The 20847-nt window shown below is 70.3% G+C and carries 22 protein-coding genes and 1 tRNA gene; 19 read left to right on the top strand and 4 right to left on the bottom strand.

Going from position 1 to position 20847, the window contains the following annotated elements:
- Positions 1 to 51 precede the first annotated feature (51 nt).
- The 8 genes from ACYQ7X_RS08660 to ACYQ7X_RS08625 all read left to right on the top strand — a co-directional run bounded on the left by ACYQ7X_RS08660 (position 52) and on the right by ACYQ7X_RS08625 (position 7977).
- Positions 52 to 1041 (top strand): carbohydrate ABC transporter permease, encoded by a 990-nt coding sequence (locus tag ACYQ7X_RS08660; protein ID WP_459696560.1) that lies wholly within the window; start codon positions 52 to 54, stop codon positions 1039 to 1041.
- Positions 1038 to 1874 (top strand): carbohydrate ABC transporter permease, encoded by an 837-nt coding sequence (locus tag ACYQ7X_RS08655; RefSeq protein ID WP_459696558.1) that lies wholly within the window; start codon positions 1038 to 1040, stop codon positions 1872 to 1874. The genes ACYQ7X_RS08660 and ACYQ7X_RS08655 overlap by 4 nt, the downstream gene beginning before the upstream one ends.
- A 3-nt stretch (positions 1875 to 1877) precedes the next feature.
- Complete coding sequence (locus tag ACYQ7X_RS08650) at positions 1878 to 2708, top strand: sugar phosphate isomerase/epimerase family protein (protein ID WP_459696557.1); 831 nt, start codon at positions 1878 to 1880, stop codon at positions 2706 to 2708.
- Between the two features lie 90 nt (positions 2709 to 2798).
- Positions 2799 to 3863 (top strand): BMP family ABC transporter substrate-binding protein, encoded by a 1065-nt coding sequence (locus ACYQ7X_RS08645; RefSeq protein ID WP_459696555.1) that lies wholly within the window; start codon positions 2799 to 2801, stop codon positions 3861 to 3863.
- A gap of 15 nt (positions 3864 to 3878) precedes the next feature.
- Entirely contained in the window at positions 3879 to 5501 is a 1623-nt protein-coding gene (locus ACYQ7X_RS08640) for an ATP-binding cassette domain-containing protein (RefSeq protein WP_459696553.1), read from the top strand.
- Positions 5501 to 6547 carry an ABC transporter permease gene (locus ACYQ7X_RS08635; protein WP_459696551.1) on the top strand — a complete coding sequence of 349 codons (1047 nt, stop codon included), beginning with the start codon at positions 5501 to 5503 and terminating at the stop codon, positions 6545 to 6547. The genes ACYQ7X_RS08640 and ACYQ7X_RS08635 overlap by 1 nt, the downstream gene beginning before the upstream one ends.
- Entirely contained in the window at positions 6544 to 7431 is an 888-nt protein-coding gene (locus ACYQ7X_RS08630; protein WP_459696549.1) for an ABC transporter permease, read from the top strand. The genes ACYQ7X_RS08635 and ACYQ7X_RS08630 overlap by 4 nt, the downstream gene beginning before the upstream one ends.
- A gap of 234 nt (positions 7432 to 7665) precedes the next feature.
- A complete protein-coding gene (locus ACYQ7X_RS08625; RefSeq protein ID WP_459696547.1) occupies positions 7666 to 7977 on the top strand; it encodes a hypothetical protein in 312 nt (103 codons plus the stop codon).
- A 76-nt stretch (positions 7978 to 8053) separates the two neighbouring features.
- Here the strand turns inward: ACYQ7X_RS08625 and cynS are convergent, their stop codons facing one another.
- Both cynS and ACYQ7X_RS08615 read right to left on the bottom strand, forming a co-directional pair.
- Positions 8054 to 8503, bottom strand: coding sequence for a cyanase (gene cynS / locus ACYQ7X_RS08620; RefSeq protein ID WP_459696545.1), 450 nt, complete (start codon positions 8501 to 8503; stop codon positions 8054 to 8056).
- Between the two features lie 79 nt (positions 8504 to 8582).
- Positions 8583 to 9326, bottom strand: a complete 744-nt coding sequence (locus ACYQ7X_RS08615) for a carbonic anhydrase (protein ID WP_459696544.1) — start codon at positions 9324 to 9326, stop codon at positions 8583 to 8585.
- Between ACYQ7X_RS08615 and ACYQ7X_RS08610 the strand changes: the two genes are divergently transcribed.
- Complete coding sequence (locus tag ACYQ7X_RS08610) at positions 9310 to 10188, top strand: NAD(P)-dependent oxidoreductase (RefSeq protein ID WP_459696543.1); 879 nt, start codon at positions 9310 to 9312, stop codon at positions 10186 to 10188. The genes ACYQ7X_RS08615 and ACYQ7X_RS08610 overlap by 17 nt on opposite strands.
- Before the next feature lie 131 nt (positions 10189 to 10319).
- Complete coding sequence (locus ACYQ7X_RS08605) at positions 10320 to 11141, top strand: EipB family protein (RefSeq protein ID WP_459696542.1); 822 nt, start codon at positions 10320 to 10322, stop codon at positions 11139 to 11141.
- Here ACYQ7X_RS08605 and ACYQ7X_RS08600 read toward each other — a convergent pair whose 3' ends face one another.
- A complete protein-coding gene (locus ACYQ7X_RS08600; protein ID WP_459696541.1) occupies positions 11142 to 11771 on the bottom strand; it encodes a CHAP domain-containing protein in 630 nt (209 codons plus the stop codon).
- 283 nt (positions 11772 to 12054) lie between these two features.
- Here ACYQ7X_RS08600 and moeB point away from each other — a divergent pair, with 283 nt between their 5' ends.
- From moeB to ACYQ7X_RS08560, 8 genes are all read left to right on the top strand, one after another.
- Positions 12055 to 12864 (top strand): molybdopterin-synthase adenylyltransferase MoeB, encoded by an 810-nt coding sequence (gene moeB / locus ACYQ7X_RS08595; RefSeq protein WP_459696539.1) that lies wholly within the window; start codon positions 12055 to 12057, stop codon positions 12862 to 12864.
- Positions 12861 to 13244: a hypothetical protein gene (locus ACYQ7X_RS08590; protein WP_459696538.1), complete on the top strand. Its 384-nt coding sequence runs from the start codon at positions 12861 to 12863 to the stop codon at positions 13242 to 13244. Before moeB ends, ACYQ7X_RS08590 begins: the two co-directional genes overlap by 4 nt.
- A 64-nt stretch (positions 13245 to 13308) precedes the next feature.
- The gene (locus ACYQ7X_RS08585; protein ID WP_459696537.1) at positions 13309 to 13905 is read left to right on the top strand and encodes an SH3 domain-containing protein; all 597 of its coding nucleotides are present in this window, start codon (positions 13309 to 13311) and stop codon (positions 13903 to 13905) included.
- 49 nt (positions 13906 to 13954) lie between these two features.
- Positions 13955 to 15031 (top strand): ribonuclease E/G, encoded by a 1077-nt coding sequence (locus ACYQ7X_RS08580; RefSeq protein ID WP_459696536.1) that lies wholly within the window; start codon positions 13955 to 13957, stop codon positions 15029 to 15031.
- 84 nt (positions 15032 to 15115) lie between these two features.
- Positions 15116 to 15778 (top strand): class I SAM-dependent methyltransferase, encoded by a 663-nt coding sequence (locus ACYQ7X_RS08575; protein WP_459696535.1) that lies wholly within the window; start codon positions 15116 to 15118, stop codon positions 15776 to 15778.
- 247 nt (positions 15779 to 16025) lie between these two features.
- Positions 16026 to 16958 carry a heme o synthase gene (locus tag ACYQ7X_RS08570; RefSeq protein ID WP_459696534.1) on the top strand — a complete coding sequence of 311 codons (933 nt, stop codon included), beginning with the start codon at positions 16026 to 16028 and terminating at the stop codon, positions 16956 to 16958.
- Between the two features lie 57 nt (positions 16959 to 17015).
- Entirely contained in the window at positions 17016 to 18512 is a 1497-nt protein-coding gene (locus ACYQ7X_RS08565) for a carboxypeptidase M32 (RefSeq protein ID WP_459696533.1), read from the top strand.
- Between the two features lie 149 nt (positions 18513 to 18661).
- Positions 18662 to 18737 (top strand) — tRNA-Phe (locus ACYQ7X_RS08560).
- Between the two features lie 63 nt (positions 18738 to 18800).
- Here ACYQ7X_RS08560 and ACYQ7X_RS08555 read toward each other — a convergent pair.
- Complete coding sequence (locus ACYQ7X_RS08555; protein WP_459696532.1) at positions 18801 to 19202, bottom strand: hypothetical protein; 402 nt, start codon at positions 19200 to 19202, stop codon at positions 18801 to 18803.
- Between the two features lie 182 nt (positions 19203 to 19384).
- Here ACYQ7X_RS08555 and ACYQ7X_RS08550 point away from each other — a divergent pair, with 182 nt between their 5' ends.
- Entirely contained in the window at positions 19385 to 20776 is a 1392-nt protein-coding gene (locus tag ACYQ7X_RS08550) for an amidase (protein ID WP_459696530.1), read from the top strand.
- The last annotated feature ends 71 nt before the right edge of the window (positions 20777 to 20847 follow it).

Raw genomic sequence — 20847 nt, 5'->3', positions numbered from 1 at the left:
ACGCTGCCGAGGCGCCATGGCGGCAAGACCATGCGCAAGGGAGGCGAGAGCATGGCATGGGCGCAGAACCTGGCCACGACGAGCGCCGGCGGACGGCCGCATAAGTGGGCGCGTGCGGCGGTGGGCGCGCGCCGCGCCCCGCGCGGGCCTTTTCCGGGCGGCGCCGCGCGGCTTGCCATCACAGGCTGGATGCTGCTGATCCCGGCCCTCGTCGCCCTCGCGGCCGTTTCCCTCTATCCTATTCTCAACGGCATCTGGCTCTCCTTCACCAATACTTCGCTAATCAGCAATCAGAGCGCCTTCGTCGGGCTGCGCAACTACATCGCGCTCGCCAATAGCGGGCAGTTCTGGAACGCCTGGGGCCATACGGTCGCCTTCACCGCCGCCTCCACGCTTCTCGAAACCCTGATCGGCCTCGGCATGGCGGTGCTGTTGTTCGAGCGCTTTGCCGGCCGCTCCCTGCTGCGCGCCATCATGCTGGTGCCCTGGGCGATGCCGACGGTGGTGACATCGAAGATGTTCGGCTGGCTGTTCGACGGGCAGCACGGCGTCATCAACTATCTGCTGGTCCGCTGCGGCATCTTGCACGGCTATGTCGATTGGCTGGGCTCGGTGCAGACGGCCTTGCCGACGCTCATTCTCGCCGATGTCTGGAAAACCGCCCCCTTCATGGCGCTGCTGCTGCTCGCCGGCTTGCAGACGATCTCGCCCACCTTGATCGATGCCGCGCGGATCGACGGCGCCAATGCCTGGACCAGCTTCTGGCATGTGCGCCTGCCGCTGCTCTGGCCGACCCTGCTGATTGCCGGCATGTTCCGCGCGCTCGATGCCTTCCGCGTCTTCGATCTCGTCTATGTGCTGACCGGCGGCGGCCCGGCCGATTCCACCGAGACGCTCTCCACCCTCAGCTACAAGGTGCTCTTCTCGACCCTGCAATTCGGCTACGGCTCGGCCATGACGATGGCGACCTTCGCGACGGAGGGCATCCTCGCGCTCGTCTTCTGCATCTTCATCATCCGTCAGCTGAGGGCCAATCGATGATGCTTCAACGCAGCAGCCTGCGCGGCGCGCTCGTCTATGGCGGGGCGGCGCTGATGTTCCTGTGGTCGGCGGGCCCCTTCCTCTGGCAGTTCTCGACCTCCTTCCAGCTCGATCGCGCGCTCACCGGGGCGGTGCCCAGCTTCATTCCGCATCCCTTCACGCTGCGGCATTACGCCAATGCCTTCTTTCACCGCCATCTCTGGTTCTATCTGCGCAATTCGCTGATCGTCGCGCTCTGCACCACCGCGCTCTGCCTCGCCTTCGGCGTCGCCGCCGCCTTCGCGCTGTCGCGGCTCAAGATCCGCGGACGCTTCGGCCTGCTCATGGTGATCCTGTCGGTCTCGATGTTTCCGCAAATCGCGATCGTCGGGCCGCTCTATCTCATCGCCTCGAACCTCAACCTGCTCGATACCTATACCGGCCTCGTCATCGTCTATCTGGCGCTCGGCCTGCCGCTCGTCACCTGGGTGCTGTTCGGCTATTTCGAGACCCTGCCGCGGGAGATGGACGAGGCCGGGCGGGTGGACGGCGTCTCTACCCTCGGCCTGCTCTGGCGCATCATCCTGCCCCTCTCCCTGCCGAGCCTCGTCACCACCGGGCTGCTCGCCTTCATCGCCGCCTGGAACGAATTCCTCTTCGCGCTGGCCTTCACATCGAGCTACCAGCATCAGACCGTGCCGGTCGGCATCGCCAATTTCACCGATGTCTATTACGTCCCCTGGGGGGATATTTCGGCTGCCTCCAGCATCGTCACGCTGCCGCTCATCATCCTGGTGCTGTTCTTCCAGCGCCATATCATCCAGGGCCTCACCATGGGCGGATTGAAGGAATAGAGGATGCCGCAATCCGATACCGCCGCGCTCCGCCTCGGCTGCCAGACCTTCACCTGGGAAATGCTCGGCGCCGCCTACCAGGATGGGCCGGATGCGCTGCTCGGCATGATCGCGGCGGCAGGATACGAGGGGATCGAGATCACCGACCGGATGATCGGCCATTATGCGGGCAAGCCCGCCGCCTTCGCCCGAGCGCTCGCCGGCCACGGCCTCACCCTCGTCGCCTATGCCATCGGCAGCGAGAGCGGCTTCACCGAACCCGCGATGCGTGCCGCGGATCTCGCGAATGCGGAGGCGGCGATCGGCTTCGCGGCACAGTTCCCGGGTGCCCTCGTCTCCTTCGGTAGTGCCACCATCATGTCTGATGGGCCGCGTGAGGAGAAATTCGCCGCCGCCGCCGCCTTCTACAACGCGGCTGGCGCCCTCGGCCGGCAGGCGGGCGTCGGCATCGCGCTGCATCCGAGTTCGCACCACAACACGCTGCTCTTCACCCGCGCTGATTACGACCGCATCTTCGCGCTGACCGATCCCGATCTCCTCGGCTGGGTGCCAGATACCGGGCATATCCTGCGCGGGCATGAGGATATGCTCGGCCTGCTCCGCCACTATCGGGAGCGTATCCGCTATCTCCACCTCAAGGATGTCGATGAAGGCGGCGCCTGGGCGATGCTCGGCGAGGGGGTGTGCGACATCGCGGCGGTGATCGAGACCGTGCGGCCCGCGCCCCACTTCACCGGCTGGGTAGTGGCGGAGGAGGAATCGGCGACCGCTGCCGCCGATCCCGCCAGCGCCGTCCGCCGCAACCGGGCGCGGCTCCGCGCCTACGGCCTCTAGCGCGGCCGGGCGCGAAAGGGCTTTTCAAACCGCCCGCTTTGATGGACGCTGCGCCCTCGCACCGTCCTCATTCGAAGTGGAACCGAGCCCATGACCGAGCGCGCCGCCCCCCGCCCCGAGGTGTTGAGCCTGCACCCCTCGCGCCGCGCCCTGCTCGGCCAGGGCCTGCTGCTCGGCGCGGCGGCGGGCGCGGGCCTGCTCGCGCGGCCGGCCTTCGCCGCCGGCAAGCTCGTCGCTCTCGTCCATACCCAGGCGGCGGGCGATAACGGGCCAGTGGACGATATGATCGCGCATCTCAAGGCGCTCGGCAAAAAGGACCATTTCCCGATCCGCACCATCTACGCCTCCGACCCCTCGACCTATCAGTCGATCCTCTCGACCCTCGCCGGGTCCGGCGCGCATATCATCGTCACCACCTTCAACGAGATGTCGGACCCGATCAAGGCGGTGGCGCCCCAGCATCCGCAGACGCTGTTCATCCAGCTCTATGCCGATCCCTTCAAGCCCGTCATCCTCAATGTCCGCACCGTCGAATACCAGGCGCATTACGGAATGTATTTGGCCGGGCTGTTCGGCGCGAAGATCACCCAGAGCAAGAAGCTCGGCTATATCGGCGGCGTCAGCCTGCCCGGCCTCAACGCCGATCTCAACGCCATGAAGGCGGGCGCCGCCGGGGTCGATCCCGCCGTCACCGTCAAGGGCGCTTTCGCCGGCTCCTTCCAGGACCCCACGAAGGGGCGGGAAATCGCCAACCAGCTGTATGCGACCGGCATCGACTTCATCCAGACCGACGGCGCGGCGACCGATGCCGGCGTGATCCGCGCAGCCGCCGAGGGGCAGAACCGTATCGTCAGCGCCGTCTTCCGCACCCAGTTCAAGCTCGGGCCGAAAACCGTCGCCTCCTCGGTGCTGGTCAATTTCGGGCAGTCGCTGACCGATCAGGTCTCGGCCGCCCTCTCGGGGCATTTCGTCCCGGGCCATTATGTCAGCACCCTCGCCGATGGCATCATCGACTTCGTGCCCTCCGATCTCTTCATGCAGAACGGGCCGGCGGCCTATGTGGCGGCGGCCAAGGCGGCCTGGCCCGCGGTCGATGCCGCGAAGCAGGCGATCATCGCCGGCAAGCTCAAGGTTCCCTTCAACACCACGCTCTGATCGCAGGGCACGCCCATGTCTCTGCCGGAGGGCGAGGCCGCGCTGGCCTGCGCGGGGCTGACGATCCGCTACGGCGATTTCACGGCGCTGGCCGATGTCAGCCTCGCCTTCGCCCCGGCGCGCATCCATGCCGTCTGCGGCCAGAACGGGGCGGGCAAGACGAGCTTCGCCCGCGCCTGCGCCGGCCTCGTGCCACCGGCCGCCGGCACCATCGCCATCGGCCGCCACCGCCTGCGCGGCGGCCATGTGCGCGATGCCCGCGCCGCCGGGGTCGAGCTTGTGCATCAGAGCTTCGCGCTGCCGCCCTCCTTCACCATTGCCGAGGCGATGGAATTCGGCGTCTCCGGCCGCGCCGGCCGCCTCTTCACCCGCGCCGGCCTCGCCCGCCGCTGGGCGCCGCATCTCGCGGCCCTCGGCATCGCGGCCAGCCCGCATGCCCGCATCCGGGATCTGCCGGTCGAAACCCAGCAGGCAGTGGAAATCGCCCGGGCGCTGGCCGGGGCGGCCAAGGTGCTGATCCTCGACGAGCCGACCGCCGTGCTCTCCCCCCGCTCGGCCGATGCGCTCTTCACCCGCCTCCGCCGCCTGGCGGCCACCGGGATCACCATCCTCGTCATCCTGCACAAGATCCGCGAAGTGATGGCGGTGGCCGATACCGTCTCGGTCCTGCGCGGCGGGCGGCTGGTGATCGGCACGGCAGAAGCGGCCGGAATGACGGCGGCGGCGCTGGCCGAGGCCATCATCGGCAGCGCGGGCAGCACTGCCGCCGCCGCGCGGGCGGCGCCGGGCGCGGCGGCTCAGGATCAGAGTCAGGATCAGGATGCGGCGGAGGATCTCGCCGCCCTGGTCGGTGCCGCCACGCCGCAGGGCCATGCGCATCGCCCCACCCCGGGCAGCGTCGCCCCGCGCCTGACCCTCGATACGGTGACGACCGCGCCGGCCGCCGACGGGCAGCGGCTGGACGCGCTCTCCCTCACCGTCGCCCCCGGGGAAATCCTCGGCATCGCCGGGGTGGAGGGCAATGGGCAGCGGCCTCTGGTGGAGGCGATCGCCGGGCTGGTGCCACTGGCCGCGGGCGCGATCAGCCTGGACGGCACGCCGATCGCCCATCTCCCGCTCGCCGAGCGGCGGCGGCGGGGCCTCCGCATCATTCCCTTCGAGCGCAATACCGAGGGCTTGAGCCTCGCAAGCGCGCTTTGGGAGAATTGGGCGGCGCGCGCCCTTGCCGCCGGCCCCGCCCGCGCGCTGATCCATCCCGCGCGCCTCCGCCGCGCCGCCGCCGCCGCTTTCAAAACCTGGGACGTGCGCTTCGGCACGGTCGATCACCCGGCGCGGGCGCTCTCCGGCGGCAATGCCCAGAAGGTCATCCTGGCGCGGGAGATCGACCAGGAGGCGCGGCTCATCCTCCTCGCCCAGCCGACGCGCGGGCTCGATCTCGGCGCCACCGCCTTCGTCTGGCAGGCGATGCGGCAGGCGCGCGCGCGCGGCCTCGGCCTCATCCTGATCTCCTCCGACCTCGACGAGCTGTTCGATATCAGCGACCGGCTGGTGGTGCTGCAAGGCGGCCGCGTCGCCGGGCGGTTCGCGCCGCCCTACGATCTCGCCGCGGTGGGCGCGGCAATGGTGGGGCATCGCTGATGGGCGCGCGCCTCCTCCCCCTCTTCCGGGCGCTCGGCTTCATCCTGCTGGCCCTGCTGCTCTGCGCGGTGCTGTTCGAGATTGCCGGCTTCTCGGCGCCGGCGATGTTCGGCGCCATTCTCGACGGCGCCTTCCTCTCGGATGGCGCGCTCGTCCACGATCTGCGCTGGGCTTGCCCGCTCTTCATCTCGGCCGCCGGCGTCATCGTCGCCTTCCGCGCGGGCTATTTCAACGTCGGCGCGCAGGGGCAGTTCTACCTCGGCGCCATCGGCGCCACAGCCTCCGCCCTTCTGCTGCCCGGCCTGCCGCCGCTCTCGGGCATCCTCGCGGCGCTCATCGCCGGGATCGCCGCCGGCGCGCTCTGGGCCGCCTGGCCCGGGCTCCTGCGCATCACCTCCGGCACGGACGAGGTCATCACCACGCTGATGGGGAACTTCATCGCCGGCCTCCTCCTCGTCTGGCTGACCAGCGGCATCATGAAAGACCCGGCCGGCAGCGGGCAGGTAACGTCGAGCCCGCCGCTTGCCGCAGCCATCCGCATCAGCGGCGATAGCGGTGTCTCGCCCTGGATCATCGGCCTCACCCTCGCGGTCGGGCTCGTCACCTGGGTGCTCGTCAATCGCACCGCCTTCGGCGTCCTGGCCGGGCTCGCCGGGCGCAATCCGGTGATGGTCACCTGGCAGGGGGCGAGCCTCGCGCGGCTCGGCCTCGGCGCCTTTCTTTTCAGCGGCGGTACCGCCGGGCTTGCCGGGGCGATCGAGATTCTGGGGCCGGATGGGCGGCTGGTCAGCGGCTTCTCCCCGGCGCATGGCTTCACCGCGGTGCTGATCGCGCTCGTCGCCAATCTCTCGGTGCCGGGCGGCGCCGCGGCCGCCCTCTTCTTCGGCGGCCTCGCCTCGGCCAGCCTCTACCTGCCGGTGATCGCCGGCCTCCCCTCGGCCGCGATCGACATGGTGAATGCCGCGATCGCCCTCTTCATCACCGCCCGCAGCCTGCCGCGCTGGCTGCGCCTGCGTTTGCCTGCGCGCCGGGGCCCGGCGGCATGATCGAACTCATCACCTCCGTTCTGCGCACCGCGACGCCGATGATCTACGTCGCCATGGCCGGCGTGCTGGCGCAGCGCGCCGGGGTGTGGAATCTCGGCCTCGAAGGGCTGATGATCAGCGGCGCCTGCGCCGGCGTCGTGCTCACCGCCACCACCGGCTCGGTGGCGCTCGGCCTCCTCGGCGCGGTGCTGGTGGCGGTGCTGCTCTCGGCGCTGCTCTGGTTCGTCATCGAAAAGCTACGCGCCAATCCGATCATCGCCGGGCTCGGCCTCACCGGGCTCGGCCTCGGCGGCACGGATTTCGCGGTCCAGGCGGTCTATGGCAGCGAAGGTGCCGTCACCGCGCCGGCCGGCATCCCGAGCCTCGGCCCCGCCTTCGGGCCCTTCGGCGTGCTCGATCTGCTGGTCGTCGCCATGCCGGCAGTGGTTTTTGCCGTCTGGTTCCTCTGCCGCCGCACCCGCTTCGGCCTCCGCCTCGCGGCTGCGGGCGAGCATCCCTTCGCCGCCCGCAGCGTCGGCGCGGACCCAACGCGCATGCGCCTCGCCGCCCTTCTGCTGGGCGGCGTGCTCGCCGGGCTCGGCGGGGCCGATCTCGCGCTTGGCGGGCTCGACATCTTCAGCGTCGGCATGACGGCGGGCCGCGGCTTCATGGCCTTCTCGGCCGTGATCTTCGGCGCCGGGCATCCGCTGGGGGCGACGCTCGCCACCCTCTTCTTCGCGCTCGTGGAATTCCTCGGCATCAAGGCGCAGCTGGTGTTCGGAGACCGTGCGCCGCGCGACCTCGTGCTCATGCTGCCCTATCTGGCGACCGTGCTCGGCATCTGGATCAGCAGCCGCTTCCAGCGCGGCAACCTCGCGAGCCTGGCGGAAATGCGCGAGGGCTGAGGCGCCCGCGCCCGTCCCAGCCGCCGGCGATCGCGGGCGACACGCGTGAACGTGATCGCGCGGGCCACAACCGGCGGCGACGTCTGCCGGTAGAGAAGGGGCGAGCGGCTTCCGCCACCCTTCTCTTTGCGACCCACCTCCTCTCTGCGGCCCCTGGGCGAAGCGAGGCGGCACCGCCATATTCCCCCGTGCGCGTCCTGCCGTCAGGCCGGGCGCCGGCAAAAGGAGTGCCCGATGGGCGACAAGACGATGATCTACGCGTACTGGACCTGGGTGCCCGGCGAGGGCTTGGGCGGCATCGCGCCTGGCAAGCTGCCCTTGGCCGAGATCGAGGCGCTCGGCGGCCTGCCGATCCTGACCTCCGCCGAACCAATCGACGAGGTCGAAGAGAGCGAGGAAAACCCCGGCTTCTCCGCCGATCCCGATGCCTTGGTGGGCGAGGATCTCGGCGCCGAACCGGATGCGGCCGAGGGCGCGGTGGATCCGGCCCTGTTGCCGGCCATGCGGCTCGCCGCCCGCGGCTGTTCTTGCCCCGGCACGCCCTGAGAGGCCAAGGCGACTTAGGACCGGAGCGGCTTGCGGCCGGCCATGCCGCGGATCGGGTGCCTCCCGGCGCGCGCCCTCAATACCGCTTATAGGGCAGGAATTTGCCGCTCATGACGATGCGCACGCGGTCACCCTTCTCATCGGCCTGCCGTTCGAGCGCCATGTCGAAATCGATCGCGCTCATGATGCCGTCGCCGAATTCCTCGTGGATGAGTTCCTTCCAGGTCGTGCCATAGACCTGGAGCAGCTCGTAGAAGCGGTAAATCAGCGGATCGGTCGGCGGCACGGAGGGTAGAACGCCGCGATAGGGAATGCGCTCCAGCACCGCCTTCTCCTCCGCGTCGAGGCCGAAGAGCGCAGCCGCCCGCGCCGCCACCTCGGGCGGCATCGCCATCTGGCCGAGGCAGGCGGCACAGCTCCAGACCGGGGATTGGCCGAGCGCCTCCGCAACCTGCGGCCAGCTCAGCCCCTTGCGGCGCTTGAGGGTGAGAATCTTCTCCGCCAGCCGGTCCTTCGCCTCGTTCATCCCGCCCCCTCCTGGTTGCAGCCCACCGCGCAGCGGCGCGGCGTCTCGATCCTGCGGCGGCGGGCGGGCGGCGGCGCTCTCAGGCCGGCTCGAACGCGCCCGCTTCGTTCAGGCGATGCAGCACGCCGCTTCGAATATCGAAGGAGGCGCCGTAGAGCTTGAGCTTGCCGGCCTCGACCCGCTCGGCCAGCCAGGGAAAGGTCATGAGGTTGCGCAAGGAGAGCTTCACCGCCTCGAACTCGCACATCTCCTGCTGCTTGTCCGCCACCGGCTCGCAGGCCAGAACGCGGTCCCGCGCCTCGGCGGCGATCTCGACCCAGGCGGACATGAAATCCAGCCGCTCGGCCGTCGCCGGATGCAGCAGGGCGTGGATGCCGCCGCACATGGCATGCCCCATGACGATGACGTTGCGCACCTCCAGCACCCGCACGGCGAATTCGATCGCGGCCGAGGTGCCGTGAAAGGCGAGATCGCGCTCATAGGGCGGCACGAGATTGGCGACGTTGCGGATGATGAAGATTTCGCCCGGCCCGACATCGAAGACCATGGCCGGATCGACCCGGCTATCGGAACAGGCGATGACCAGGGTTTCCGGCCTCTGCCCAAGCTGGGCGAGCGATTCGAACCGTTCCCGCCGCCCCGGCCAGACGGTGTGGCGGAAACGGCGATATCCTGCGAGAAGGCTCTCCATATGACCAGAGTAGTAGCGGCCTTGCGGCTGGGCAAGAGCGTCCGGCTGCCGGCCATTGGCCAAGGCCGCCGCGCCACCGCGACACGCGCGGGGCAGCACGCAAAGGAGAGGCGAGATGGATGTGGCAGTCATCGGGCTCGGCGCCATGGGCAGCGGCATGGCCCGCACCCTTCTGAAAGCCGGGCATGGCGTGACGGTCTATAACCGCAGCCGCGCGCGGGCGGAGGCGCTGGTGCCGGAAGGGGCGCGGCTCGCCGCCAGCGCCGCGGAGGCGGCGGCCGCCACCGGCCTCGCCATCACCATGCTGGCGGACGATGAGGCGGTCGAAAACCTCGTCTTCGGGGCGGACGGGCTGCTCGCCGGGCTCAAGCCCGGGCAGATCCATATCTCCTGCGGCACCATTTCGCTCGATCTCGCGCAGCGGCTCGAAGAGGCGCATCGGGCGCTGGGCCAGGGCTTCCTCTCGGCGCCGGTGCTCGGCCGTCCGCCGGCTGCCGCCGCGGGCAGCCTCTTCGTGATGGCGGCGGGGGATGCCGCCCTCATCGAGCGCGCCCGGCCGGTGCTGGAAAGCCTCGGCCAGCGGCTCTTCATTGTGGGGGAGCAGCCGTTCAAAGCCAATCTGGTGAAGCTCTCCTGCAATTTCCTGATCTTCTCGACGATCGAGCAGCTTGCCGAGGTCTTCGCCCTCACCGGCAAGGGCGGGGTGGAGCCGGCGATCGTCTTCGAGGTGCTGACCAATTCCTTCTTCACCGCCCCGGTGCACCGCAATTACGGCCAGATCATCCTCGATCAAGCCTATGATCCGCCGGGCGCTCCGCTCGGCCTCGGCGCCAAAGACAACCGGCTGATGCTGGCGGCGGGCGAGGCCCTGAACGTGCCGCTGCCCCTCGCCTCTCTGCTCCGGGACCGTTTTCTGGCAAGCGCGGCGCGGGGCGATTCCGGGCTCGATTTCTGCGCGATCGCGCGCCGCGCGGCCGAGGATGCGGGGCTCTGAGCGGCCGATGCGAGCACGCACAGGGGGCGAAGTTTGGCATGGGTCTCGCCTCCCGAACGTGCTTTGATGGGGCGAGCCCACTCCCCCGGCCGCCCCTTCCGCCGGCCCCGCGACAGGACTGAACGCCGAGGATGATGCCCGAGCTTCCCCGCCCTCTTGCGCGCCTTGGCGCCTTCGTCACCGCCATCGCCGCCGCCACCGCCATCACGCTGGCCCCCGGCCTCGCCCGCGCCGGCACCGATCTCGCCGCCCATCAGGCCTTCTATCGGCTGACCCTCGCCTCCACCGGCAATAGCGGCGTCACCTCCGCCTCGGGCGCCATGGAATACGAGGTGATCGACGGCTGCACCGGCTGGGCGACGCAGCAGCGGCTGGACCTGACAGTGCTGGACCGCGAAGGCGGCGATACCCATACGGTGTCGGACTACACCACCTGGGAATCGAAGGACGGGCGGGAGTTTCGCTTCCGCATCGTCCAGGCGAGCAACGGCACCCAGAATGTCCAGGCGGGCTATGCCGAACTGCCGCCCGGTCATCCCGGTTTCGCCATCTATACCCTGCCGCGCAAGAAGCGCGTGCCGCTGGCCGCCGGCACGGTTTTCCCGATGACGCAGACGCGGCGGCTGATCGCCGCCGCCCGCGCCGGCAAAACCTTCGTCTCCCTGCCGGTCTTCGACGGCACGACCGCGACGGGGCCGGAAAACACCTTCACCATCATCACCGAGCGGAACCAGGATCTCGCCTCGCACTATCCGCTGCTCGACCACCGGCCGAGTTTTCGCGCCCATCTCGGCTATTTCGGGCCGGACCGCACCCAGATGCTGCCCGATACGCTGATCGGCATGCGCTACTGGAATAACGGCGTGGCGGGCGATCTCTCGCTCGATTTCGGCAATTTCACCATGGCGGGGACGCTGGCGAAGTTCCAGCCCCTGCCGGACCGTTGCGGCTGATCAGCCGCAGGCGGCCGGCACAGAGGCCGCGGAGGGCGCCGCCATCGACATCGGCATCGTGATGGGTGACGCGGCCGGAACCTGCGTCTGAACCTGCGTCGGAACCGGCGCCGCCGCCGGAGGCCGGGGCAGGATGAAGCCGTAGGTCGGATAGACCGTCACCCCCCAGCCATGTGCCGGCGGCCACCAGACGCGCACGAGCGACCAGTCATTCGCCGCCGAAACGTCGAGCACCGGCTGGTCGCTGGTGATCCGGTAGGGCAGCCAATTCGCCTGGGTGACGGTAATACGGCGGGGGGAAAGCACGGCCGAGACCACGGCGAGGTGGCCACTCGGCAGCCGCGCGGTGCGGCGAAAGACGAGGATGCTGCCGGGCGCGGGCTGGGTCGCCTCGGCGTAGCGACCGCTGGCCTCGCCCCACCATTCCCAGGCGTCGCCGCTGAGCGGAATGCCCGATGCCTGCCGCGCATAAGGCACGCAGGTCATGCTGGTGCCTTGGCCATAGGAGGCATAGCCCCCGCCGCAGCCGGCAAGAGCCAGCGGCACGAGGGCGACGAGGAGAGGCCGAGCGCAGCCCGCCCTCACACCCGAAGGGCACAGCAAAGCCGCGAGGCGGAGACGCAGCCGCATCAGAAAACGTCCTGTTTCGAAGGGCGTAACTACCGTTCCTGATAAACGAGATCATCTTTTCCTGCCAGCAAAAGCATCACATGCAGCAGCGTTGATGCGAATTCGTTATGTTCTCAAGGCGTCGTTCAGAAAGCGTTCTTGTTTTCCCCCTTCTCGCGCCACCCTTGCGCGCTGAGCGCCGGGCGGACGAACGGGGAGCGACCGGGGGAGCGACCGGCGGGAGGAGCAGCCGCGCGCCGCTTCTGCTTGCTTTTTGAGGTGTTTCTGATGTTCTCCCTCCCTCATGACCGCCCGAGACGCGATGCCCGCCGAGGATGATCTCGATTTCTCCGAGGACGAGATCCAGCGCTACTCCCGCCACATCCTGCTGCCGGAGGTGGGCGGCCGCGGCCAGGCGGCGCTGCGCCGGGCGCGGGTGCTGATCATCGGCGCGGGCGGCCTCGGCAGCCCGCTCGCCCTCTATCTCGCGGCCGCCGGCATTGGTACGCTCGGCCTCGTCGATGACGATCGGGTGGAGCTGTCGAACCTCCAACGCCAGATCGCCCATGCCACCGACCGGCTGGGCCAGCCGAAAACCGCCTCCGCCGCCGCCGCCCTCGGCGCGCTCAACCCGCTCTGCCGGGTGGAGCAGCATGCCCTGCGGCTCGGGCCGGCCGAGGCCCAGGCGCTCATCCCGGATTATGACATCGTCTGCGACGGGTCGGACAATTTCACCACCCGCTACCTTGTGGCCGATGCTTGCCTCGCCGCGCGGCGGACGCTGGTTTCCGCCGCCGTGCTGCGCTTCGAGGGGCAGCTCAGCGTGTTCAAGCCGCATGCCCATGCTGAGGGCCCCTGCTATCGCTGCCTCTACCCGGAGGCGCCGCCGCCCGGCCTCTCCCCGTCCTGCGCGGAGGCGGGGGTGCTCGGCTCCGTCACCGGCGTCATGGGCACCTTGCAGGCGACGGAGGTGATCAAGGAAATCCTCGGTATCGGCGAAAGCCTCTCCGGCCGGCTGCTGATCTGGGATGCGCTCGCCACGCGCTTCCATAGCATCCGCGTGCGGCGCGATCCGCAGTGCCCCGCCTGCGGGCCGAGCGGCGGCGCAGCATGAGCGGGGCCGGCGCCCTGGCAATCCTGCTGATCTCCGGCAGCCATGAGCGGGCGCACTACGCCTTCGCCCTCGCCGCCGGGGCCGCAGCCCTTGGCCGCTCAGCGCTGATCTTCGCGACCAATGGCGGCTGCCGCGCGCTCTGTGCCGACTGGTCGGGCCTCGAAGATGCGGCGCGGGATGCAGCGATTCAGGGCCGCGGCCTCGCCGGGCTCGACGATCTGCGCGCCGCCTGCGTCGAACTCGGGGTGCGCTTCCGCGCCTGCGAAGCCGGGCTGCGGGCGGAAGCCATCGCCCCGGCGCGGCTGATGGCGGAGGCCGAGCCATCCGGCATCGCCGCCTTCCTGGCCGAAAGCGCCGGCGCCCAGCTCGTCACTTTGTGAGGGGCCGAGGTTAAACTCCGGTAAGCCGCTTGACCGGGGCCGCCCAGCTTGGCACCCACGCAGCATGAAGTCTCGGATCTTGCACCTGCTGCTCAGCTGCGCGGCGACCGGGCTGGTGCTCGGCATCGCCATCATCGGCACCGATGTCCTGGCGGCCGAGAAGACGCAGCCCAAGGCAGCCGCAGCCGGGCCCGCGGCCAAGCCCGCCTTCAACCCCAATATCGGCACCTCGACCGGCCTGCCGCTGCCCCGCTTCGTCGCGCTCCGCGCCGATGCGGTCAATCTCCGCGTCGGCCCCGGCGATCAGTATCCGATCCTCTGGGTCTATCACCGCGTCGGCCTACCGGTGGAGGTGCTGCGGGAATTCGATGTCTGGCGGCTGGTCATCGATTCCAACGGCACCAAGGGTTGGATGCATGAGGCGACACTGATGGGCGGCCGGCACTTCGTCGTCACCGGCCAAGGCGCGCAGACGCTGTTTCGCCAACCGGCGAGCGACGCGCGGCCGCGCGCGCAGCTCATGCCGGGGGTGGTCGGCACGATCGAGCGGTGCGGCGCCGGCAGCCCATGGTGCCGCGTGCGGGTGGACCATATGGCCGGCTGGCTGCAACGCTCCGAATTCTGGGGCACTCTGCCGGGCGAGAAAATCCCTGCCAAATAGCGGCGCCTCGGTCATCCTCGCGCTCTCCACCCCGGGCGAGATCCGCGCCTTGGCGCTTGCCGGTAGCCGCGCAATCGATGCCGCGATCGAACGCCCGGGCGGACCGCTCGCCGAGGGCGACCGCGTCATCGGCCGCATCACCGCCCGCCGCCCGGCGATGGCCGGCAGCTTCGTCGCCCTACCCGGCGGCGGTGAGGAAGGCTTCCTGCCCGATACGGCGGCAGGGGAAGCCGGGGCGCGCCTCTCGATCGGCGATCATCTCAGCCTGCGGGTGACGCGCGGGGCGCAAGGCGGCAAAGGGCCGCGCCTCGCCGCGGAGCCGGCCGGGATGGCAGCGGCGCCGCCGCTTCGCCGCCTCGCCCGCGGGCCGGGCGCGATCGAACGGCTGGCCGCGCTGCATGGGGCGGCGGACATCCGGGTGGAGACGCCGAGCCTCGCCGCCGGCCTGCCCCCGGGCCTGCGGGCGCGGGCGCGCATCGGCCTCGGGCCAGAGGCGGCGCTCGCCGCCGAAATCTGGGCCGCGCTCGGCGAATCCGAGGTCTCGCTGCCAGGGGGCGCGCGCTGCACGATCACCCCGACCCCGGCGCTCACCGCGATCGATGTCGATGCCGGCGCCGCCACCGGCGCGCGGGCGGGCAAGACCGCCACCCAGCTTGCCCTCAACCGCCGCGTGCTGCCGGCGATCGCCCGGCAGATCCGGCTGCGCAACCTCGCCGGCGCCATCCTGCTCGATCTCGCCGGCCTGCCGCAGCGGCTGCGCGCAGCCCTCGGCGAGGATCTCCGCACGGCCCTGGCCGAAGACCCGCTGCAGCCGCGCTTCCTCGGCTTCACCGCCCTCGGCCTCGCCGAGATCGAGCGCCGCCGCACTGCCCCGCCCTTGCACGAACTGCTGCAGGATGCCCATGGCGCGGCGCTCGCCGGCCTCGCCGCGCTCGCCCGGGCGCTCGCCGATCGGCCGGGCGAGACGCTGACGCTCGCCCTCGCCCCCGATCTGCTCGGCGCCTTGCAGGCCGATGCGCAGGCGCTGGCGGAGTTCGAGGCGCGTGTCGGGCGGATGCCGCAGCTGCAAAGCGAGCCGAACCTCGGCGCCGCTACCGCCGGCTGGCGGCTGGTCACAAATATGTAACGCTGTTAAGTATTTGGATAATTTCCCCCCATCTGATTGGCGGGGTACGAAACGTCACCCAGGGCAGCACAAGGCCGGCCATCCATGCAAGTTTCGGAGACGCGCGATCATCGGCCGCATTCAGCGATGGACAAGGAGGCCGTGCAGGCCGCCTATCGCCGCTGGGCCGGGGTTTACGACGGGGCGTTCGGCGCCGTCTCCCGCTCGGCCCGGCGCAAGACCGTCTCTCTCATCAACAGCTTACCCGGCCGCGAGGTGCTGGAGGTGGGGGTCGGCACCGGCCTCGCACTCCCCCTCTATGCGCCGGAGAAGCGGGTGACGGGGATCGATCTCTCAGCCGAAATGCTGACGCGGGCGCGCCAGCGCACCGAGGCGCTGGGGCTTCATCATGTCGCCGGGCTGCATGAGATGGACGCCGAGGCGACGCGCTTTCCCGATCACAGTTTCGATATCGCGGTCGCCATGTTCGTGGCCTCAGTGGTGCCGCATCCGCGGGCGCTGATGGCGGAGATGCGGCGACTGGTGCGCCCTTCCGGGCATCTCCTCTTCGTGAACCATTTCATTGCCCCCGCCGGCCCCCGCCGGTTGGTGGAACGCGCCATGGCCCCGGCCTCCCACGCGCTCGGCTGGCATCCGGATTTCGCGGTCGAGGCGCTTTTCTCCCCCGAAGAACAGGCGGCGGCGCGCATGGAGCCGTGCCGGCCGCTCGGCATCTTCACCCTCGTGCACCTGCCGGCGGCGGGATGAGGCCGCGCGCCGCCAGGCGAGCTTCCGCCCATGCCCCGCTGCACGGCGCGGGCCAGACCGGCTAGACTAAAGCGGAGCGCGGACCGGGGCGAGGATCGGAGGCATGCGGCGGGCGCGCCCGGCAGCCTCCCGGAAGGATCATGGCAGCCATCGGCCGCGGCATGCGGGATCTGTTCGAGGATTCTGCTCGTATCACTTAAAGGACGGGCCGTTCTGACAGAGTTTAGTGGAAAGACAGAAATCAGCCATGGATAAGCCTGCCGGCGCGATCCCGGCTCACCGCGCCGTGCCGTTCGGCGCTACCTTCGGCGACTGGATCGCGCTCCTCAAGCCGCGCGTGATGAGCCTCGTCGTCTTCGCCGGCGCCATCGGCATGCTGCTGGCACCCGGGCGGATCGACCCGCTCGTCGCGGTCGGCGCGGTGCTCTGCATCGCCGTCGGCGCAGGCGCCGCCGGCGCCATCAACATGTGGTACGACCGGGATATCGACGCGGTGATGCGCCGCACCGCGGCGCGGCCGATCCCCGCCGGGCGCATGGCCCCGCTGCCGGCGCTGATCTACGGCATCACGCTCGCGCTGCTCTCCATCCTCGCCATGGCCTGGCTCACCAATCTGGTGGCGGCCGGCGTGCTCGCGCTGTCCATCGCCTTCTACGTCTTCATCTACACGGCCTGGCTGAAGCGCCGCACGCCGCAGAACATCGTGATCGGCGGGGCGGCAGGGGCTTTCCCGCCAATCATCGGCTGGGCCGCCGTCACCGGGCATATCGGCCTCGTGCCGGCGTTGATGTTCGCCATCACCTTCTTCTGGACGCCGCCGCACTTCTGGTCCCTGGCGCTTTATGCGAGCGGGGATTACGCGCGCGCCGGGGTGCCCATGCTGCCGGTGGTGGCCGGGCAGCGCGCCACCCGCCGGCATATCCTCGCCTATACCCTTCTGCTGCTGCCGGTGGCGGCGAGCCCTTGGGCGATCGGCTTCGTCGGCCTGCCCTATCTCGCTGTCAGCCTCCTGCTCACCGGGCTCTTCATCCGCCACGCCCTCGCCGTGCTGCGCGATGGCCGCGGCCCGGGCGGCGCTTCGGTGACGGAGAATGCGCCCGCGCGCCGTGCCTTCCGCTACTCCCTGCTCTATCTGTTCCTGCTCTTCCTCGCGCTGCCGATCTGCCGCCTCATCCATTGAGCGCGCGGCCGGCGCGCGGGGAAGCCCTCCCTCCCCCCTGGCTCCGAGGCTCGCCGCATGACCGCTTATGACCGCCTGATCGCGCGCTTCCAGCGGATCGCGACCGTTCAGGAAGCGATCTCCATGCTCAACTGGGATGCCGCGGTGATGATGCCGCCCGGCGGCACCGAGGCGCGGGGCGAGCAGCTCGCCGTGCTCGCCGGCCTCGCGCATGAATTGACGACCCACCCCGCCGCCGCCGATGATCTGGCCGAGGCCGAAGCGGCCCCGCCGGCGGAGCCTTGGGCCGCTGCCAACCTCGCCCTGATGCGCCATCGCCATAGCCAGGCGACCGCGCTGCCCGGCGCCCTGGTGGAGGCGCAAAGCCGCGCCCATTCGGCGTGCGAAGCCGCCTGGCGCGGCGCCCGCACCGCTTCCGATTTCGCGGCCGTGCGACCCTTCCTGGAAGAGGTGGTGCGGCTGGCGCGGGAGGCGGGCGCCGCCCTCGGCAACGCCCTGGGGCTCGCGCCCTACGATGCGCTGATGGATCTCTACCAGCGCGGCATCACGGCTGCCGATGTGGAGCCGGTCTTCGCCAGCTACGAGCGCTTCATGGCCGAGGCACTGCCCCGCGCCGAGGCGATCCAGGCGGCGCGCGGCCCCGGCCAGCCGCTGCCCGGCCCCTTTCCGATCGAGGCCCAGGAGGCGCTCTGCCGGCGCCTCTCGGCCGCGGCCGGGCTCGATTACGGCCATGCGCGGCTGGACCGTTCGGCCCATCCCTTCAGCGGCGGCACGCCGACCGATACGCGCATCACCAGCCGCTACAGCGAGGACGAATGCTTCCAGAGCATCATGGGGGTGATGCACGAAACCGGCCACGCGCTCTACGAGGCCGGCCTACCGCGCGGCCATGCCCGCCAGCCGGTGGGTGAAGCGGGCGGCATGGCGGCGCATGAAAGCCAGTCGCTCCTCATCGAGCTGCAGGTCTGCCGGTCGGACGCCTGGCTCTTCTGGCTCGGCCCGCAGCTGCACGCGGCCTTCGGCGGCCCGGCGGCGCTCTACGATGCCGAGAACCTCGGCCGCCTGCTCCGCCGGGTCGATCGCGGCTTCATCCGCGTCGAGGCGAACGAGGTGAGCTACCCCGCCCATGTCATCCTGCGGTTCCGGCTGGAGCGGGCACTGATCGCGGGCGATCTCGCGGTCGCCGACCTGCCGGGCGCCTGGAACGAGGGCTTCCACGCCCTCCTCGGCCACACCCCGCCGGACGACCGGCGCGGCTGCCTGCAGGATATCCACTGGTATGACGGCGCCTTCGGCTATTTCCCGAGCTATACGCTGGGCGCCATGGCCGCCGCCCAGATCATGGCGGCGATCCGGCGTGCCATCCCCGATCTCGATGCCGCCCTGGCGGCGGGCGATCTCTCCGGCCTGCTTGGCTGGCTGCGACGGGAAATCCACGGCCGCGCCAATCTGCTCGGCTTCAACGACCTGCTGCGCGCGGCGACCGGCCGGCCGCTGGACGCGGAGGCTTTCGAAGCGCATCTCACCGCGCGCTATCTCGGCGCGGCGGCCTAGCTCGGTTCGCCCTCCGCTCCAGGCGCCCGCCGCCGGCCCGAGGCGCGCATGACTGCCGCGCGCCCTCTGTGACGGCTTGATTGCAGCGAGCCCCCTTGATCCCGGCCGCCGGCTGCGCTACCCAGCCGCCCACGCCAAGAGCACGGCCTGCCCAGGTAGCTCAGTTGGTAGAGCATGCGACTGAAAATCGCAGTGTCGGTGGTTCGATTCCGCCCCTGGGCACCATCCCTTCCGCAATGCGCCGTGCCTCCCGATGCCCTCGGCGGTGAGCCGCGCGTAGCCCGGCCGCTACCAGCTGTTATTGGCGGCGAAGCGCGGATCGGCGAGCCCGGCGGAATGGGCGAAGACGATGAGCTTGCCGCTCCGCTTCTCCCGCTCGACGCTGTAGAGCACCTTCACCCAGCGGCTCTTGTCGAGCGACTGCATATCCTCGATCGGGGCGACATCGACCTGGCAGGCGCGATGCGGCGCGAAATAGTCGAGCAGCGCGGTCAACGCCCCGCCAGAGAGCGGGCGCGCATTGAGCAGATAAACGCCCTGATCTCCCACCCTGCTCTGCACCTGCTGGAGAACGTAGCCCGAGACCCTGTCGGCGGCGCAGGCGGGCGCCGCGTAGCGACTGTGATAGATCACGGCGGCGAGCAGGAGCGCGCCGACGAGAAAGCCGGTGGCCATCACGCGATCGAGCATCGAGGCAATCCTCTCGGGGGGTCTCGGGATGCCCGACCATAAGCGAAACGGCCGGCGGCAAAAATGGGCGCTTTGTTCATCTTCCGCCAAGCCGGCGCTCACCCGTTCGGCGCCCCGGTGCCGGCAATGCGGCCCGAGAAAAAGACAAGACAGGGCACAAACTCTCAGGCTAGCCTCGGCGCATGAGCGACCTCCCCGACATGCCCGCGACTGCCCTTGTCACCGCTTATGGCCGGGGCGAGCTTTCCCCGGTCGCCGTGGTCGCCGCCTCGCTCGCCCGCATCGCAGCCTGGGATGGGCAGATCGCCGCCCTCTGGCAGGTGGAGACGGAAGCGGCCGGCGCCGCGGCCGAAGCCTCCGCCGCGCGCTGGCGGCAAGGCGCGCCGCTCGGCCCGCTCGATGGCGTGCCGGTGACGCTCAAGGAGAATATCGCGACGCGCGGCACGCTGATGCCGGCCGGCAGCGCCGCCGTGCTCCCCCGTGTCGCAGAAGCGGATGCGCCGGCCGCCGCCCGCCTGCGGGAGAGCGGCGCCATCCTGCTTGGCAAGACAACCATGCCGGATTTCGGCATGCTCTCCTCGGGCCTTTCGAGCTTCCACCGCCTGACCCGCAATCCTTGGGATCTGGCGCTCAACCCCGGCGGCTCCTCGGCGGGCGCGGCGGCGGCAGCGGCGGCAGGCTACGCGCCGATCAACATCGGCACCGATATCGGCGGCTCGGTGCGGCTGCCGGCCGCACTCTGCGGCGCCGTCGCGCTCAAGCCGAGCTTCGGGCGGGTGCCGGTCTATCCGCCTTTCATCGGCCGCGCGGCGGGGCCCATCACCCGCACCGTCGCCGATGCTGCCCTCGCCATGCGCGTGCTGAGCCTGCCCGACGCGCGGGATTACATGAGCCTGCCGCCGCAGGAGATTGACTGGTCATGCGCGCCGCGGCCGCTCGCCGGCCTCTCCCTCGGCCTCTGCCTCCATACCGGCATCGGCAGCGAGCCGGAGGACGAGGTGGTGGCCGCAATCACCGAGGCCGGGCGGCTCTTCTCGGCGGCCGGCGCCACCGTGCGGCCGCTCGGCCCCTTCCTCACCCGCCCGATGCTGGACGGGCTCGACCGTTTCTGGCGCGCCCGCTTCGGCGCGGATATCGCATCCTTCACGCCAGAGCAGCGGGCGCGCATGCTGCCCTATATCCGCGACTGGATCGAAGGCGGGGACCGGCTTTCCGGCCAGGAGGTCTATCACGGCTTCGCCCAGATCCTCGCCATGTGCGAGGCGACGCTCCGCGCGACCGAAGCCTTCGACTATGTGCTCTCCCCGGTCTGGCCGACGGTCTGCTTCCCGGCGGAGTACGCGGCCCCGCTGAACGACCCGAGCCGGCCCTTCGAGCACATCGGCTATTGCGTGGGCTTCAACATGAGCGAGCAGCCGGCGCTCTCGGTGCCCTGCAGCCATGCCCGGTCGGGCATGCCGATCGGGTTGCAGATCGCCGGGCGGCGCTTCGACGATGCGGGCGTGCTGCGCATGGGCGCGGCCTTCGAGGTGCTGCGCGGCACGCTCCGCCCCTGGCCGCGCTGCGCGAGCTGAGCTGAGGGGAGCGGCGGCAGGGAAGCGGGGCAGCGGATCGGCGGGGAAGACAGGCCGCGCCTATCACGATA

Source organism: Acidisoma sp. C75 (genome assembly GCF_054665095.1).
The sequence above is the reverse complement of the archived record's forward strand: the minus strand, read 5'-3'. Positions and strand labels throughout refer to the sequence as shown.